A 16,809-nucleotide genomic window follows, 5' to 3' on the forward strand; every position below is an offset into this window, starting at 1 on the left:
ATTTAGCTGCTTTCTAATATTATTTCAACAGTAGTTCCCTGGTCAACAGCGCTCGTAATGTTCAGTACCGCCCCAATGGTTTGGGCCCGGTTTTTCATGTTCAACAACCCGATGCCGCTGATACGTTCCGTCTCTAAATTAAAGCCTTTTCCGTTATCCTGTATAAAAATTTTCAGCAAGGTTCCTTCATAACCGATCCGGATCATTACATGGGTTGCTCCGGCATGCCTGATGATATTGTTCAGGGTTTCCTGCACCATGCGAAAGAGAATGATCTCTTTTTGCGGGTTGAGCTCAAAGGTTGGACTTGCATTTGTGAAAGATACTTCGAAAATGCCTGTTTTATTAAGACGTTCAGTTTCGTTTTTTATGGCTTCGGCAATACCGATGCTGTTTATTTTTTCGCCCAGCAGGGTTTTGGAGATGTTGCGTATCTGGTCGATGCTGTTGCTGATCAGCTCACGGCTGCTCTCAATCTTATCCTGGTCCTGCTGGCTGGCAATTGTTTTCAGGGTGTTCAGGTTCAGCTTTGCCAGAGAAAGCTGCTGGCCGATATTGTCGTGCAGTTCGCGGCTGATTTGATCAAAAGCCTGTTCCTGGATCTCGACCCGGGATTGAAGGAGGTTTTTTTCAAAAGCGGATTGCAGGTCTGCTTTTTCCCTGGCATGCTGAAAGCGGCGCCTTTGGTATTGCATTATGAAATATACAATGCAACCGATAAGGGCCCAAAAAATAATGATGCCTGCTATGATTACAATGATGACCTCGTTGTATTTGTCATTTTCACTTGGCATATAAAGGCATAAGCAAATAAGGAATACATTATGATATTGGTAACCTGGAGCACGGGTTTCAGACTTTGCGCCAGCCATTCAAAATTACTACTTAGGAAATTATACATTCCCATATAGGGTACCCCGGTTGTGTAAAAGATCATAATCCCGGTTGTAATCCAAAACTCGCTGCTTCTGGCTATGGAATAGTTTGGCGGCAACCATTTGAAAAGCTGGTAATAGTATGTCAGACCAAAAAAAACCATGCAGCTGCCGCCCAATAAAAAAGTGTAGCTGTTCCACTGGGAAATGTTAAAGAAGCCGAATACGAAGATGTACCAAAGCACAGGGAATAATAGTAAAAATACGTCAATACTTTTCTTTATGGCTCCGATGTTAATTACTCCTTTAAAAAACCAGGCGTAGAAAAGAAATTCAATCAGCATAAAGAAGTTGTATTGGGGAAGTACGTTGGTATCTGTGGAGAATTTTTCTCTGAAAAATATAACACTGGTCTCCAGTACCGTAGTATAGACCACCAATATAAATACCCGCCTCACAGGCGGTGATGTTATTCTGCTAAACACAATGATTCCTGTAATGACGGCCAGGTACAGGGTCGCAATATAGGGATATTCCAGTATTTCGGTCATGGTGTCATTGGTTCGCTGGGGTCAAGAGATTCGCCGCCGGTATTTTTGGGTGGAGGGGTAGGGCTCCCCGTGTCAAAAGCAAGGATCTCGTCATCTGTCAACGCTTCATTTCGTCTTAAAGTTCTTATCATTGAAGCTAACAGGTTTCGTTTTTTTTGACCATCCCCCGCATTCTGCATCTGCATAAACAGAGGTATAAGCTTTTCTTTTGTTTCACCGCTTAAGCTTCCAAGAGCTGTTCCAATACTTTCCAAAACAAGGGCGGTATCTGCATTGGTCGCATAATCACTCCCATCAGGATTGGCAAAAATAAACTCAAGCCCCAGGCGGGAGCGCAAAGAGTCAGACTCTGCTTTAGGGTAGGTAAATAGCAGCATTTTAAGAGATGGAGCATTCAGGCTCTGTATATATTTTGTCATTTCGCATACTTTATTCCGGTTGAAAAAAATATGCTTTGTTTCATTGCCATATAGGGCCCTCGTATATGCGTCTATAGTGCTGTTGAGCTCAATGCGCTTTTTGGTTCTACGCGGCTTTTGAAAATTCCGGACATACCTGCCTGCCCGTTGTTTATTAATTGCCTGAAAAGGTTTGTTCCCTTCAGGAGTATAAATATAAAAAGTCTTTCTTGAATAGTCAGATGAGGGATGCTGATCATCCTTGCCTATGGTAGGGGTAAAAATAAAAACCAGTTTCCACCTGTTTTGTTTATCCGGGCACCGCCGGTAAAAGTTTTCTTTCCACCGGGTGCCAATATAGATGCGCATTCCGGTGACGCCTTTTTTTAGGATTTTATCGTCAAGGAAGTCCTGGAAATCGGAGGTGTGCCGCATAAAAAGCGAGTCGGCTTCCGGTCCTTTGCCCCGGGAGCTGGTAATGCGATCCAGGATCTTTTTTTTCCCTTCTGCATATTCGTTCCGCCGTATCCTGGCTGTTTCCAATCTAATGAGAATGGAGTAGTCTTCAAGTGCGGCGATAAGACGTTTTTCGGCATCCGGGATCGTCGTGCCCGTTGGCAGCTGGGCGCTGCAGTAAAATGGGGCCAGCATGGCGGTAGTTATATAAAGCAGGAACTTAAGTTGAACGTGACGGCTTGTTATTCTCATAATCGTTTCGTATTTAATAATGAAATCATTCCACAAAATAAACAGAGCCACATACCGGTGCATCCCGTGTTTTCACGGTATTGTATCCCCGCTTCTTAAACCGGCTTTTTGGGTGGTTGAACGATTGCTTTGAGCAAAATTCAGCAGCAGTTTTGCTATGGAAACAAACGTGTCATTGCTCCCTTAAAGTTAAGTAAAATGAACATCAGAATCAAAATATTGATAACTGCTTTATTGGCCCTTCTTTTTTCCTGCGGCAAGAACAACGATGAGACCGGCAGTAAAACCAAAGCCGGGCTGCCTGCCGGCGGCAGCTGGAAACTGGCGGCTTATACCGCCGGCCTCGCAGCGGACGGGAATGGTGATGGTAAAACCGGGACCGATTTTTATACGGTAATTCTTTATTAAATAATATACCATGAAACAAATTACAACCCTTTCGTTTTTGCTGATCGTTTGCTCCCTGCTGTCATTTACCGTGGAAGCCAAATCAAAAATGATCCGGCTGACGACCGATGAGGGCGCCATCGTTTTTTTGAACGGCAAACAGGTATCGCAGCCGGTGAAAATAGTGGTGACCCCCGATCAGGATATGTATGTACGCATCGAGAAAGTGGGCTTTATTACCCAGAAAAGGACTTATTCGTACCGCGATGTTGAAAGCAAAAAGGAGTATATCCGGTTAGAACCCGACGATGCTTTTGAAAATTCTTTTGTGACCAATATTGCCAACCAGGACATTGATATAAGGGCTTCAAAACCGGAGGCGGAGTCCTGGATAACGCTGAGCCGGATCATTACAGGCTACTTTGATGTCATTGCCATTACCGATAAAACGACAGGGTATCTCTGTACCGCCTGGTCTGTAAAGTCTTTTAAGGCGGCCACCATCCGCACCCGGCTTATTATTAAAACCAGTTCTTCCGATCCGCTGGTGTATAAAGCAAAGCTGGTGTCGGAATATGCTGATGCGGGCACCAGCGCCAATGCCGATGAAGCCTTTAAAAAATGGGACCGGGTGTTGCGCACTTTCGAAAATGCGATCCCCGAGCTGCAAAGCAGGCTGGGGAAATAGGGCAGGAGCAGCGTTGAACCCGGGTACATTGTATCCGTCAGATTCAGGTGGTGCTGTGCGTGATGGCCCGATGCATTTTCCTGCGGGGCAAGAGCGTTTTTGCAAACTTTTGGGTTGGTAGCAATGCGCTGCAGGCGGATGCTGATTTATTGCGGCTGAATGTAAGAACGACTCAAGATTAAGCCTCTTGTCAACGATTGAATGGAGGACTCAACCAATTTGTTAAAAACAATTTTATCAATGAAACAACTGTTTTTCTTTTGCATAATAACAATAATGGCTACAACCCTGTATGCGCAGGGTACGGAACGTTCTCCTTTCCGCAGGGGGTATTTAAGATTGGGGATCAGCAATATCCCCGGTAAGCTCAACCAGGCGATGAGCCCTAAAGAAAATATCCTTGCTTCCCAATATGGATCGGGTACCGGCTATGTACTGGAAATAGGGAAGGCTTATTATTTTAACCGGCCGCAGGCCGGGGACCGGTTGGGTTACGGGCTGGACTGGACCGTTTTTTCGGCGAGCTATAATCCGCTGAATAGGTGGAAGGCTTATGAAACAACCGCAGGTGATCCGGGGGCCACTACAACGCCCGCAATAATGGGGTTATCCTCAAAACTGGGGCCGGTGTTGTCTGTAAACGCGGTTGAGAAGCTGGTGATCGATGCCCGGGTACAATTGGTTGCCAGCGCCAGCTATTACAATTTTGAATATGCAGGCGGCAGCCGGTATTTCCACTTGATCAATGCTCAAAAAAATGAGGATGATAACGGGGTGACCAGTGCCTTAATGCTCGGGCTTAAGCCTTCGTTTGGGCTTACTGTTCGCCGGGGTATCATCGGTCTTGCCCTGGATTATGCTCCGGGTAAGATAAAAATGAATTATGAAGAGGGCACGGGTACCTCCGGGGAGTATACTTATGGGCAAAAAGAGTTAGAGGCCAATAGCCTGCAGTTAAAGCTGAATATTAGTTTTTAAGCGCGGCACCTGATCACAAAAATACGGGAAACCGGGGGGAGGTGCTGTTGTAAGACGGTGAACGCTGACAGTCCTGCTTACTATGGAAAAATACCTGGAAAACCTCGGAAGCCGAAAAGAGGATCATAGAGTAGGCGAAAAAAAATATAGTATGAAGAAGATCGTTGATTTTTATATTAGTACTATTCTCAAAAGTGCTGAGTTTAATTCTCCTGATCCGGTTGCCAATATGGATTTGCTTTTACCTGATTTTAAGACAGTTTTTGCGACCTGTGTGCAACAGTATAAGAACAGATATCCAGATCAGGATGTAACATTTACTGAGACCTATCGTAGCAATGTTCTGCAGGAAAAATACTATAATGATGGAGCCAGCAAGGTTAAAAAGGACGGCATGCATCATTTTGGTATTGCGGGGGATTCCATCTTTATCATCGGTGGTAAAAAAACGTATAAAGGAGATGTGAACCTATTGCGCAAGATATATAACGATAACGGGCTCACTATTCTTGGAATGTGGGACCCGCTGCATGTGCAATATATACCCGTTGCTGAGCAGCAAAGATTGCGCGATATGGTAAGCGAAGCTGTTGCGGGCAAACAGCAGGCAGAAAAAAAGTTTGTTTTATTGGATCATATGGAGGATGCGCCTTACGGGGTTTGTACGGTCTACGGGGAAGAAAAATGCTACCGGGGCAAAAAGTATATATGTGACAGGAATCCCACAGGTGATCTGGAGTGGGCCGCTATGGACGAAAATTGCTAATGGCTCATAAATATAGATAGGGAGGAAAAATAAAATGAAGAAACTATTTGTAATAACAGCATTTACTTTTACTGTAATCCAAAGTGCAAACAGCCAGTCATATACAGAAACATTTATTGTATGTGACAGGGCGCTTACAATTCAATGCGAACCGACGCTTGAAACGGCCATAAAGACTTCCATAAAGCAAAATGATTCTATTTTGAGCAGCTATTATACATGGACAACGAATACGGAAGTATTTGCTAAGAACTTTTTAACTCATATTAAAGGGATTACATCGCTTGAGGATAGCTGTAAAACGAAGGATAACGAAATGCTTATCTTTGGACGGGAACTATTGAAAAACTATTTAACCAATATGTTAAACACGGCGCCGGTTGCTGGTACACTTATTGTTAACGACTCTGTTTACGTATGGAATGCCGGTATAATTGACGGTCGATGGAGATCAAAACGAAAATTTACTTCCAGAAAGAAGGTATTAAGATTACAGGCCGAAATCAATGACGGTTATCTGGAAAATATTGTTGCCTATATTAAAATAGGGACGGGCACTTATAAGTTTACCTTACCCATCCCTGCTGGAATAACCTCAGAAGAAAATTTCAAGAAGTTTTCCAGGCAATCATTGTTTGAGCTAAAGTCTCCTCCTTATCCCATAACAAAGAAAAGCAAGAATCGATATAGTTCGGACCAGGTGCAATATTCTATAGTTCTGGAGGATCTGCTTGATTATAACTATATGCTTGGACCCAAGCGCCGGGATTATAGTCCTAAGGATACGGTTTTGGATATGTTGGGAGGAACAAGTGTGGCGCTCCATAAGGAGGAGACAAAAAAGCTTTTTGAAGCGCAGATTTATTCAGATTTTGAAGGCTTAAATGCTGAAAAGCCCAATGGACTGATTCAGGCAGAAATGAGTAAGCGTATAAATATAAACAGTGTCCAACGCTTACCCTTGCGTTTTATATATCCGACATTGGGGACCTGGGGATATTTTCAATATATAGCGCCTGTGGCTTCAGTAAACAAAGTAGAAGCGAATAATAAATATTTGGTGCTTTCCGATTTGGATATGTTTATAGAAGCTGCTGGGGAAACGGGTTCTTCTACGTTTGATACAAATTACCATCGTTATGCCGATGTGCTATCGCTATATCAACATCAATGGATATCTGCCGGAACTGATTGGAACCTCGTATATTTTAATAATCACAATTTAAAATACGAAGTATATCTGAATGTTGGCGGTCGTTTTGGGCTTTCGGCAGTTTCTGATTCACTTACTTTGAAGAATAACGAAGGAAAGTTGCTTAAAACGGGACTGGTAAACAACTATTCGGTGAGCACGCTTCAATTTTATCCGGAGATAAAGCTCAATTTTTTACCGGAAGAACGGGTATGTTTCTCTCTTTCTCAAAAATGGGTCTATTTTAAAACACTTAGCCCGACTATTCTGCAAACCTCTTTTAAAAATAATAACCCGGAGCTAATGTACCCTAAATCTTCCTCTATATTAGGAGTATCAGAGCTGGCAATGGGAATACGTACAAACCCTAATAGCCGCTTGTTTGGCCGGGTAAGGTTTAACTGGGAAACGGGTAATGCCAGGAGTAATTTTATGCAATTCCAGGTTGGCTATGCTACTTATATTCTGGGTAATAAGTGAGACGGGGCTGATGCATTATGAGAAGAAGGCCTTTGCCTGAATTGATTTACTGTGGTACACCGTTGTTTTTGGGCATTATTTGAAACGATAGGCCGGACCGTTATATAATATAAGCTTTAAAATGTATATAATATGAAAGCAATCCTTGTTCTCCTGCTCTTTTTTCTCTTTGAAGTGGAAAAGGTATACGCACAAAGTGTTCCGGGACCGTTTGATGTAAATTCTTTTAGTGAATTAAGTGAAAGAAGGACCCGGCTCAATGTTTTAATTCCTGGTATAGAAAGCCGGTTGGCGAAGTTGAATTTAGACAGGGATACCTCAATTATTCAAAGAGATATTAAGTATATTGAGAATAACATTAAATGGAGTGAAGGTAAAATTGCAGGTCTCCGTCCGGAAGATACTTCGAAATTGAACCTTGAATACTGGCTGGAAGATGGCAAACAAAGATACGATGGTTTGCTTGACGAGTTAAAAAGCGCAAAAGAGAATGTAAATCTAAGAACGTTGATGATCAAAAGTCTTGATAGCGCCAATAATGCGAGAAGTGATGTTGAATATAAAATTAATCAGCTGATGATTCCCAGGCTTTCCCAGCAAAATTTTATGTTTTGGGCCAGTATTGCTTTCTTGGTTTTAATGTGCATTTTATTGTATACGTTTTTTCGGGTAGTGAGCAGGGATGAGAATGTCCGGAAAATTATTTTCGGCTCGGATTCAGGGATCCAGTTTGTCACGTTGTTCAGTATTGTAATTGCCATAATCTTATTTGGATTGACCGGCGTGTTGGAAGGGAAAGAATTGTCGGCGCTATTGGGCTCCGTTGCCGGATATATTCTGGGTAAAGTAAAGTTTACAAATGATAAACCACCATCCCGATCTGCCACCAATGATTATAAGACATAAAAATAGTTCTGGTATCAAACAGTTTTGAAGTCTGCAAAGCGATACAACGACTAAGGGGCCGGCCGGTAAATGGTCTGCCACTTTTGAAGACAGGATATTACAAATAGTCCCCTGTAGAAACAGGGGACGCAACCAAAACTAACTGCTTATGAGAAAATTGACTAATTTGTACCAATTTGATAAATGCTCCTTTTAAACCAATCCGGGAAAATGCAGGATTTACCACTGCAAAAGATAAGTTTAAAGGGATTAACTATAATACAAGTATGATGCCAAAATTGCTGGTTCAGCCCGAAATAATTTTAAACCGGGTTTGCGGACATCACCGTGGAAATGGCCGGATCATTAAATAAGGCGGGCTGCTTTCAATTGTGATCGCAATCCTTGTGGGATGGTATAAAATCATTTCCTGCCGCAGGCCTGTTGATTAACCAGGGCAGGATTTTGTTCAACATCGCCGGCAAATCCTCCTGTATAAGTAGCGGTGGTGCAGGAGTCCATTTTTTGACCTCCTGCGGACTCCTGCCATTTCCCCGGACGCTTCATTCCTGCTATCCGCGGGAAATTGTGCCGTTGCCAAAAAATAGGTGTAACTTACTGTACGCGCCGGGTAACAGCGCATTCGGATGTCCGGATTAAGAGCCTGTTTAAAATTCATTCAATGGCTTTATTATGGCTGTTTTGGGCTGCAACTGCGTTAAATTTTTCGCCATAGTGGCCTACTATGCCTGCAAAATTTTCCTTGTTTCGCTCCAAAATAGCTTCATAATAAATTCCATCAATAAAATTTAAACAGGCTCTAAAAAACCAGGGGTTATGGTTCCAAATATTCAAAAAGAAAAGGCTGAAAAGTTCCTGAAATTACACCATGATAAAGAAATACTGGTCCTGTTAAATTCGTGGGATGCCGGGAGCTCGAAATTAATAGAGGCCTGCGGCTATAAAGCGATCGCTACAACGAGCATGGGAATAGCGGCGTCGCTGGGTTACCCCGACTGCCAGGTGATACCCTTGCCGGAGATGCTTGGTGTGATCAGATCGATTGTTAACGGAGTACAGGTGCCGGTAACGGTGGATATCGAAGCGGGGTATGGGAGCAACCTGGATGGGATCATTGAATCGGTAAAAATGATCATTGATACCGGCATTGTTGGAATTAATATTGAGGACAGCATCAATTTGAACCCGGTACTGACAGATGAAATGGAGTTTTGTGAAAGGATCGCTGCCATCCGCTCCCTGTCTGACTCGCTGGGCTTTCATCTGGTCATTAACGCCCGTACGGATTCCTTTTATACCTCGTCCGGTTCACCGGCAGCGCAATTATCGGAATCGATAAGACGGGGTAACAAATACCGCGAAGCCGGTGCTGACTGCATCTTTGTACAGCCTGTATGGGAAAAGGAAACGATTGCTACACTGGTCAGGGAAATTAATGCGCCCATCAATATTCTTGCAAACCCAACTATAGGAGGCGGAGTACCTCCGTCTGTACAGGAATTGGAGGATCTGGGCGTTGCCCGCCTGAGCCTGGGTTCGGGCCTGATGAAAGCCACCCTGGCTTTAATTAAGAAGGTGGCTGATGAGCTGTCGGACCAGGGAACCTGCCATATTTTATTGGATGCTATGAAGCCGATCCCCGAAACGGCATTGGCGTATAAAATGGCAACCAGACCCGGAGCTGTTTAAGAAGGGTTTAATAACGATCCCCGCTTCTTCGCGGTGCAAAACAGGGATCGTTTAAAAAATAGTATGCTCTTTTAACGGGGATGCGCTCTTTTAAAATAGCCTTTTAGTGTATTATACAGGCAAGCCGTATATTTGCGGTATACAAAACAGGAAATGGTGTCTTCCTGACCCAACCGTTCACGTCTTTGGCGGGATCTGATGGCGCCTACAAATAGTAATATTTTATTACATCATTAATCTATTTGTAGGATGTACCGGTTTAAAACAGAGCAGGGAAAAATCTTTTATCAGCTGGCGCACTGGACCATTCGCCTGGTTCCGCTTTCTTTTGTAGTAGGATCGCTTGTAGCCCTCTTCTTATGGCTGCTGGACTGGGCTACCCATACCCGCTGGCAGCATTGGTGGCTGCTCTTTTTATTGCCACTGGCAGGTGTTCTGATCTGGGCCCTGTATCACTATTTTGGTAAAGATGCAGAAGCGGGTAATAACCTGGTGATGGATGAAGTGCATGAACCCGGGGGTGGGGTACCTGCCCGTATGACGCCACTGGTGCTTGCCGGAACGATCATTACGCACCTGTTTGGCGGCTCTGCCGGCAGGGAGGGCACGGCGGTGCAAATGGGAGGCAGTATTGCCGATCTATTTGCCAAATGGTACGGGATCCGTAAGGAGGACCGTGGTATCCTGCTGATGTGCGGAATGGCAGCGGGCTTTGGCGCCGTGTTTGGTACACCCGTGGCAGGAGCGCTTTTTGCTATGGAAGTGTTGTTTATCGGACGCATGAAGTACCATGCTTTGATCCCCTGTCTTATTTCGAGCGTGCTGGCCCATATCGTTTGTATCAGTTATGGCATCCATCATACACAGTATGCCATCGATACCCGGATCGCCCGGGCCGTTACCACCTGGATCCCCGGCTTTACATTCGACCTGTTTCTTTTGCTGAAAGTGATTGCTGCCGGTATGGCTTTTGGATTGGCGGGGATGGCTTTTGCCCGTTGTACGCATCTGATGAAACAGGCCTGGACACGGCTGATTCCGGTAAAATGGCTGATACCGGTGGCGGGCGGGATCCTGATCATCGGCTTCAGCTACGCATTGGGCAATTTTGATTACCTGGGCCTGGGCGTGGTGAACCCGGACGGGCATAATAGCATTGTGAGCGCTTTTGCCGCCGGGGGCGTGGACACCTGGAGCTGGCTGTGGAAATTGCTGTTTACGGCTATCACGTTAAGCGCGGGTTTTAAGGGTGGGGAAGTGACCCCCCTATTCTTTATTGGCGCAGCCCTGGGAAATACGATTGCGGCATTGAGCGGCGCTCCGGCCGATCTTTTTGCCGGACTTGGTTTTATTGCCGTATTTGCGGCGGCTACCAATACCCCTATTGCCTGTATGGTAATGGGCGTGGAGCTGTTTGGTGGTGAAAACATCCTTTATTTTGCGGTGGCCTGTTTTACGGCATATTATTTTAGCGGGCACTCCGGTATTTATAAAGCGCAACGGATCGCTGTTCCAAAACTTCACAGGACAGGGGGGCGGCAACAATAAATACATAGAGGCTGGCCGTTTCGGGCGCAACGTTCAATGTTTTATAGTCATGATTTACGGATTAGAGACACTGGGGGGAGGTCGGGGCCCGTTTAATATGCTGTACGCTATTGACCACCTGCCCCTGTTACTGTTCGCTGTTAGGCCGCTTGCTATAAAGAGATTTTCCCAACCCGTTATTTTATCGCTATCTTGTGACGCTTCAAAAAAACGTTACGCTATATGAACCATTTTAAAAGAGGAATTCTTATCGGTTGTTGCGTTCTTGCCGCTATGATGGCAGCGGCACAGCAACGGCCGCACATGTATTACAGTGATTCAGGAGTAACGGCAAAACCCGTGGCCAAGGATCCTAAAGTGATCTTTTTTAAGGGGCGCTATCTGATGTACTATTCGGTGCCGGGATCTGACAATAAAAACTGGAGCATTGGGATTGCGGAAAGCCATGACCTCACCAACTGGAAAAAGGCCGGCACCATTGAACCCGGCGCAGATTATGAAAAGAACGGGCTTTGTGCCCCGGGTGCCCTTGTAAAAGATGGCAGGGTAAACCTGTTTTACCAGACCTATGGCAATGGGAAAAGCGATGCTATCTGCCATGCGGTATCCGAAGATGGTATTCATTTTACCCGGAACAGCACCAACCCTATCTTCCGGCCTACCGGCAGCTGGACCTGCGGGAGGGCTATTGATGCCGAGGTTGTGGCTTTTAAGAACCGCTATTTCCTGTACTTTGCCACCCGTGATCCGGACTATAAAGTGCAGATGCAGGGTGTTGCGGCAACAGCCAGCATGAACACCAGTTTTAACCGGGAGGAGTGGACCCAGCTTACAGACAGTGCCATATTGAAGCCCGAACTTCCCTGGGAGAAAAATTGCATCGAAGCCGCTACCTGTATACAGCAGGGGCGATACCTCTATATGTTTTATGCGGGAGGCTATAATAATGAACCACAACAGATCGGCCTTGCCCGGAGCACCGATGGTATTCGCTGGCAACGCCTGTCTGCCCAGCCTTTTTTACCCAACGGGAAACCCGGCACCTGGAATGAAAGCGAGTCCGGACACCCGGATATTTTTAAAGCCCCCAACCAGCACTATTATCTATTCTTCCAGGGAAACAAGGATAAGGGGCGATCCTGGTACCTTTCGAAAAAAGAGGTCTTGTTTAAAAGAGGGTGGATGCTGAAAGGGAATTGACCCGGGTTTTAGCCTTCTGCCTTTATCTTAACCCCAAAATGGTGACTGCCAGTAAAAGGAGCGCTTCCGGCTGGATCCCGATCGCCATTGGTTAAGAGCAGTGGGTGGGATCTCCCAAAAGCGATAGCAACAAGCTGTCAACCTCAGATCGATACAGCGGGAGTATAAGGCGGGTTTAACCGGAAGCTACTCCTTGCCGCTCTCCGGCTCCTCTTCCTCAGCGGGGGGGCGGTGTTGGTCCGCGGTATGCTGGTTGAAATCGCTGGGCGCCACGCCAAAATATTTTTTGAATGCCTTACTGAAATATTTACGGTCCTCGTAGCCCACAGCATAGGAGATCTCATTAATGGTGAGCTTCTTTTGCAGGACCAGTTCCGCGGCTTTCTTAAAGCGGCGGGTCTTAACAAATTCATTAACGGACATATTGGTGAGCGCCCGGATCTTTTTATAAAGGACCGGAGCGCTCATGGCTACTTTTCTTGATAGTTTGTCGACTCCAAAGTCCGGATCATCCAGGTGACTATCGATAAGGGCGATCACTTTTAGCAGGAACCCGCTATCCGGATCACCGGACCCTTCCGAGGTATCGGCCGACAGCCGTGTAAATTCCCGGATATTCTTTTGCTGCAATTTCCGGCGGGCTTCAAGGAGATTACGGATATGCAGCTCCAGTATTTTTGTGCTGAAGGGCTTGGTAATATAAATATCCGCCCCGCTTTCCAGCCCTTCGATCTGATCGGTTTGCGTGCTCCGCGCAGTTAGCAGTATTACCGGGATATGGCTGGTGCGTTCATCCGCCTTAAGCCGGTTACATAATTCGATACCCGTCATTTCCGGCATCATTACGTCGCTGATGACCAGGTCCGGTATCTCATCTGCTGCAATTTCCCAACCCAGGCGGCCATTTGCCGCTTCCCGCACCTGGTAACTGGTTTCGAGCTGCTGGCGGATAAGACTGCGTAGCTCGGGGTTATCTTCGACGATCAATACCCGGTGCTTGCGTTCCGCAGGCTGCTGATGTGGTTCGGCGCCTGTTGCTTCGGGCACTGGCTGTTGGCCGCTTCCGGCTGTAGCTTCAGGAACCGACGGTGAAAGCAGGGTTATATCCGGGTCCTTTTCAAAATGACTGCTTCCCTGCTGGAGGGTTACAAAAAAACAGGTATGCCCGTTTGTTCCCGGGGTGGCGGGAGTGCTTTCTACGCGGATGGTTCCGTGGTGCAGTTCCATGATCTTTTTGGAGAGTGCCAGGCCCAGCCCGTATCCCGTGTTCTGCATTCCGTGGTCCGCTACCTGGTAGTAATTGGTAAACAGCCTGGGCAGGTAGGCCGTGGAAATACCCCTGCCGGTGTCGGCTACCGTTATCTCTGTAAACGCAGCGTTGGTCGTTACCGTAAGGGCGATACGTCCACCTTCAGGAGTAAATTTAAAGGCATTGGCCAGCAGGTTGAAAAAGACCTTTTCCAGCTGTTTTTCATCAAAATACAGGTGAGCTTCAGGGGTCGTATGCGTGTACGATATCTGGATGTTTTTGGCCAGGGACAACTCGCTGAAGCTGTTATAGATCTCCTGCAGGAAAGAGATCAGATCCTGCTCTCTTACCTGCAGTTTCATATGGCCCGACTCAGCTTTACGGAAGTCCATGAGCTCGCTCACCAGCCGCAGCAGCCGGTTGGAATTGTTCTTTATCTGTGTGAGCTGCTGGGTGGTAAAATGATCGGTCCGGTTCATGTCGAGCAGTTTTTCGACCGGCGCCATAATCAGGGCCAGGTGGGTTCTGAGTTCATGGGAAACGTTGGTGAAAAAATTCAGTTTTACCTGGTGCAGTTCATCTTCCTTTTTGAGCAATGCCCGGAGGAAGAAGAAACGGGTTACCAGGAACAGGATCCCAATAAAGAACAGCAGGTAAATCAGGTAAGCCCACCAGGTACGCCAGAGCGGAGGCCGTACGGTGATCTTCATGCTGATCGGCTGGGTCCACAACCCATCATTATTGGACCCCCGTACGGAAAAAGTATAACTGCCGGGTGGCAGGTTGGTATAGGTTGCAGAGGGACCCCGTACCTGTTTCCAGTCCTTGTCGAAGCCCGCCAGCCTGTAAGCATAACGGTTCTTATTGCTTTTGATAAAGTTGAGCAGGGCAAAATTAATGGTAAACAGGTTTTGGTTATGATCAAAAGTGATATGACCGGTATGGCTGATGTTACGCTGCAGCAGGCCATCCGGGGCGCCAATGCGTACTTCTGCGTTGTTGAGCCGCAGATTGGTAAAGACCAGTGGCGCCCGGTAAGTATTCACCTCGATCTGGTCCGGGAAGAAATACGTAATGCCTCTGTATCCGCCGAAGTAAAAGGCCCCCTGGTGATCTTTTAAATAGGAGTTGTAATTAAATTCCCTGCCTGCAAGACCATCGGCAACAGTATAGGAAAGCACTGCCCGGGTTGCCGGGTCAAAACGTACCAATCCTTCATCTGTACTTAGCCACAATAACCCGCGATGATCCTGCAGGATCCCGACAATGTTTGTCGACTGACCGGAAAGTATAAAGTACTGCGAGAGTGCCTGCTTCTTTTTGTCGTAAAAGATCAGCGTTCCATTCCGGGCCCCGGCCCATATATTGCCGGCAGCATCTTCCAGGAAGGTATTGGCCGGCAGGGAAGTATTGATGGTATGGAGCTGGTTGCCCTTTACAGCAAAAAGACCGGAAAGTCCCCCCATCCAGATCCACCCGTCCCGGTCTTTATAGATCTTATTAACGGAAAGCTGGCTGAGCTGTTCATTGACCCGGTCAACCGGGACAGGCTCCAGCTGAAGGCCCGACTTTTTAAAGATACGGATACCGGAATTGGTGGCCAGCCAGAACCGGCCCTGGTTATCTTCCTCCAGCGAGGTGATCTCCAGCCCGGTACTTTCCACATCTTCCGGCCGGTATAAATAATGCCGGAAGATCCCGGTGGCAGGATCCAGTACATTCAACCCGCCGCCGTGCGTACCACACCAGATATACCCCTGCTGGTCGATATACACCACTTTTACAAGATTGGAGGCGATGCTGCCGGGGTTGTCGCGGTCCGTTTTAAAAACGCTGAATTGTCCGTTCCGGCGGTTATATGATACAAGGCCGCCACCCTCTGTTCCGATCCATAGATCGGTATTGCGGTCTTCCAGGATGGTGCTGACCACGTTGTTGGGAATGGAATTGCGGCTCCCGTCATTGCGCATGACCTTAAACCCGGTGGTAAAGGCATCAGCGCGGTTGGCCCCTCCAAAATAGGTGCCGATCCAGACCGATCCGTTCGCATCCCTGTACAGGCTGTAAATAGAGTTCTGGCTGAGGCTCCTGGGATCTGCACCTTCGTTTTGAAAAGAAGCCATCTTCAGCGTACGGGTATTTAAGATGCTCAGCCCTTCCTGTGTACCGATCCAGAGAGCGCTGTCGTTGCGGACCATCAGGGTCCGGATATTATTATGGATAAGCCCCTGCGGGTTATTGGTTTTCGTAAATCGTGCAAAGGTTTTTGTAACCGGCTCATAGAGGTTCAGACCGGAGTTCTGGGTGCCGACCCACAGACGGTGCGACCCATCTTCGCAAATGGCGGATATATTATCGCTGCTCAGGCTTTGTGGGTTTGCGGGGTCGTGGTGGAAGGACTCATAATGATAAAGGCCGCCGGTTTTCCACATCCGCACCAGGCCGGCAGTGGAGCCGATCCAGATATTGTCGGCATGATCCTGAAAAATGCTTTTGATCATGGATCCTCCCAGGTCCTGTTTACCGGGTGTTACAAAACGGAAAACCCGGTCGCGGTGTTTGCCGGTAAGAATAAAAATACCTTTCGATGTTCCGATCCAGAGCCGCTGCAGGCGGTCTTCGAAAATACAGTTCACTGCTACAGGGCCGTTTACCGGGAGAATGATCTTTTCAAAACGGTCTTTTTCATCATTGTAGGAGTTCAGTCCTGTACTGGTACCTACCCAAAGCTGTTGCCGGGTATCGCGGAAAAGTGAAAGGATGTTATTGGAAGAAAGGCCGGTCCCCTGGCTGCTGTCTGTAGTGTATATCCTGATCTGGGAACCATCGTACCGGTTCAGGCCGCTGGAAGTGCCCAGCCACATAAAACCTTCGGCATCCTGGGTAATGCACAGCACCGAGTTATTGGATAAGCCATTTTCGGATGTCAGGTGGCTGAAACTGATACCCTGAGAATAACAAACGGTTGTACCTATCAGGAAATACAGGAAGAACCACCTCTTTATAATGTTTTGGAATTTGCCTTTAAAGGGTAGTAAGCTGCAGCACATTTCAGATGCTCTTTTTAACACGCCTCATGTATTTTTAAAAATCAGTTAAAGATAAGCAGAGAAAAGGCTTTAAATAAATAAAAATATTTAATTGATTATCAGTCTTTTATTTGATTGTTTAAAAAAACAACCCAAGTCTTTTAA

The 16,809-nt window shown here is 46.5% G+C and carries 13 protein-coding genes and 1 riboswitch; of the genes, 9 read left to right on the plus strand and 4 right to left on the minus strand.

All coding sequences use genetic code 11. From position 1 onward, the window contains the following. Nucleotides 1–2: 2 nt before the first annotated feature. The 3 genes from BLS44_RS15405 to BLS44_RS15410 are packed head-to-tail and all read right to left on the minus strand — an operon-like array spanning nt 3 to nt 2,532. A complete protein-coding gene (locus tag BLS44_RS15405; protein ID WP_176954440.1) occupies nt 3–794 on the minus strand; it encodes a sensor histidine kinase in 792 nt (263 codons plus the stop codon). Further along, nucleotides 752–1,426, minus strand: coding sequence for a hypothetical protein (locus BLS44_RS26605; protein ID WP_176954441.1), 675 nt, complete (start codon nt 1,424–1,426; stop codon nt 752–754). Before BLS44_RS26605 ends, BLS44_RS15405 begins: the two co-directional genes overlap by 43 nt. Beyond that, nucleotides 1,423–2,532, minus strand: coding sequence for a hypothetical protein (locus BLS44_RS15410; RefSeq protein WP_143019794.1), 1,110 nt, complete (start codon nt 2,530–2,532; stop codon nt 1,423–1,425). Before BLS44_RS15410 ends, BLS44_RS26605 begins: the two co-directional genes overlap by 4 nt. A 198-nt stretch (nt 2,533–2,730) precedes the next feature. On the opposite strand from BLS44_RS15410, the gene BLS44_RS15415 reads away from it, so the two are divergent. The 9 genes from BLS44_RS15415 (at nt 2,731) to BLS44_RS15460 (ending at nt 12,366) form a co-directional block, all read left to right on the plus strand. Further along, on the plus strand, nt 2,731–2,940 hold the full coding sequence (locus tag BLS44_RS15415; RefSeq protein WP_143019795.1) for a hypothetical protein: 210 nt from the start codon (nt 2,731–2,733) through the stop codon (nt 2,938–2,940). Nucleotides 2,941–2,950: 10 nt separating this feature from the next. Next, a complete protein-coding gene (locus BLS44_RS15420; protein WP_090391109.1) occupies nt 2,951–3,607 on the plus strand; it encodes a hypothetical protein in 657 nt (218 codons plus the stop codon). A 240-nt stretch (nt 3,608–3,847) separates the two neighbouring features. After that, nucleotides 3,848–4,585: a hypothetical protein gene (locus BLS44_RS15425; protein WP_143019796.1), complete on the plus strand. Its 738-nt coding sequence runs from the start codon at nt 3,848–3,850 to the stop codon at nt 4,583–4,585. Between the two features lie 151 nt (nt 4,586–4,736). After that, nucleotides 4,737–5,351, plus strand: coding sequence for a M15 family metallopeptidase domain-containing protein (locus tag BLS44_RS15430; RefSeq protein ID WP_143019797.1), 615 nt, complete (start codon nt 4,737–4,739; stop codon nt 5,349–5,351). A gap of 34 nt (nt 5,352–5,385) precedes the next feature. Further along, entirely contained in the window at nt 5,386–7,023 is a 1,638-nt protein-coding gene (locus BLS44_RS15435) for a hypothetical protein (RefSeq protein ID WP_090391113.1), read from the plus strand. Between the two features lie 132 nt (nt 7,024–7,155). Then, nucleotides 7,156–7,929: a hypothetical protein gene (locus BLS44_RS15440; RefSeq protein ID WP_090391114.1), complete on the plus strand. Its 774-nt coding sequence runs from the start codon at nt 7,156–7,158 to the stop codon at nt 7,927–7,929. Between the two features lie 816 nt (nt 7,930–8,745). After that, complete coding sequence (locus tag BLS44_RS15450) at nt 8,746–9,618, plus strand: isocitrate lyase/PEP mutase family protein (RefSeq protein ID WP_090391116.1); 873 nt, start codon at nt 8,746–8,748, stop codon at nt 9,616–9,618. A gap of 140 nt (nt 9,619–9,758) precedes the next feature. Then, a riboswitch (Fluoride riboswitch) is annotated at nt 9,759–9,833 on the plus strand. A gap of 34 nt (nt 9,834–9,867) precedes the next feature. Further along, a complete protein-coding gene (locus BLS44_RS15455; RefSeq protein ID WP_090391117.1) occupies nt 9,868–11,166 on the plus strand; it encodes a voltage-gated chloride channel family protein in 1,299 nt (432 codons plus the stop codon). Between the two features lie 222 nt (nt 11,167–11,388). Further along, nucleotides 11,389–12,366, plus strand: a complete 978-nt coding sequence (locus BLS44_RS15460; RefSeq protein WP_090391118.1) for a family 43 glycosylhydrolase — start codon at nt 11,389–11,391, stop codon at nt 12,364–12,366. Nucleotides 12,367–12,552: 186 nt separating this feature from the next. Here BLS44_RS15460 and BLS44_RS15465 read toward each other — a convergent pair whose 3' ends face one another. Next, nucleotides 12,553–16,686 carry a hybrid sensor histidine kinase/response regulator transcription factor gene (locus BLS44_RS15465; protein WP_245729231.1) on the minus strand — a complete coding sequence of 1,378 codons (4,134 nt, stop codon included), beginning with the start codon at nt 16,684–16,686 and terminating at the stop codon, nt 12,553–12,555. Nucleotides 16,687–16,809: the final 123 nt, after the last annotated feature.

The organism is Niabella drilacis, from assembly GCF_900101395.1.
Lineage (GTDB): Bacteria > Bacteroidota > Bacteroidia > Chitinophagales > Chitinophagaceae > Niabella > Niabella drilacis.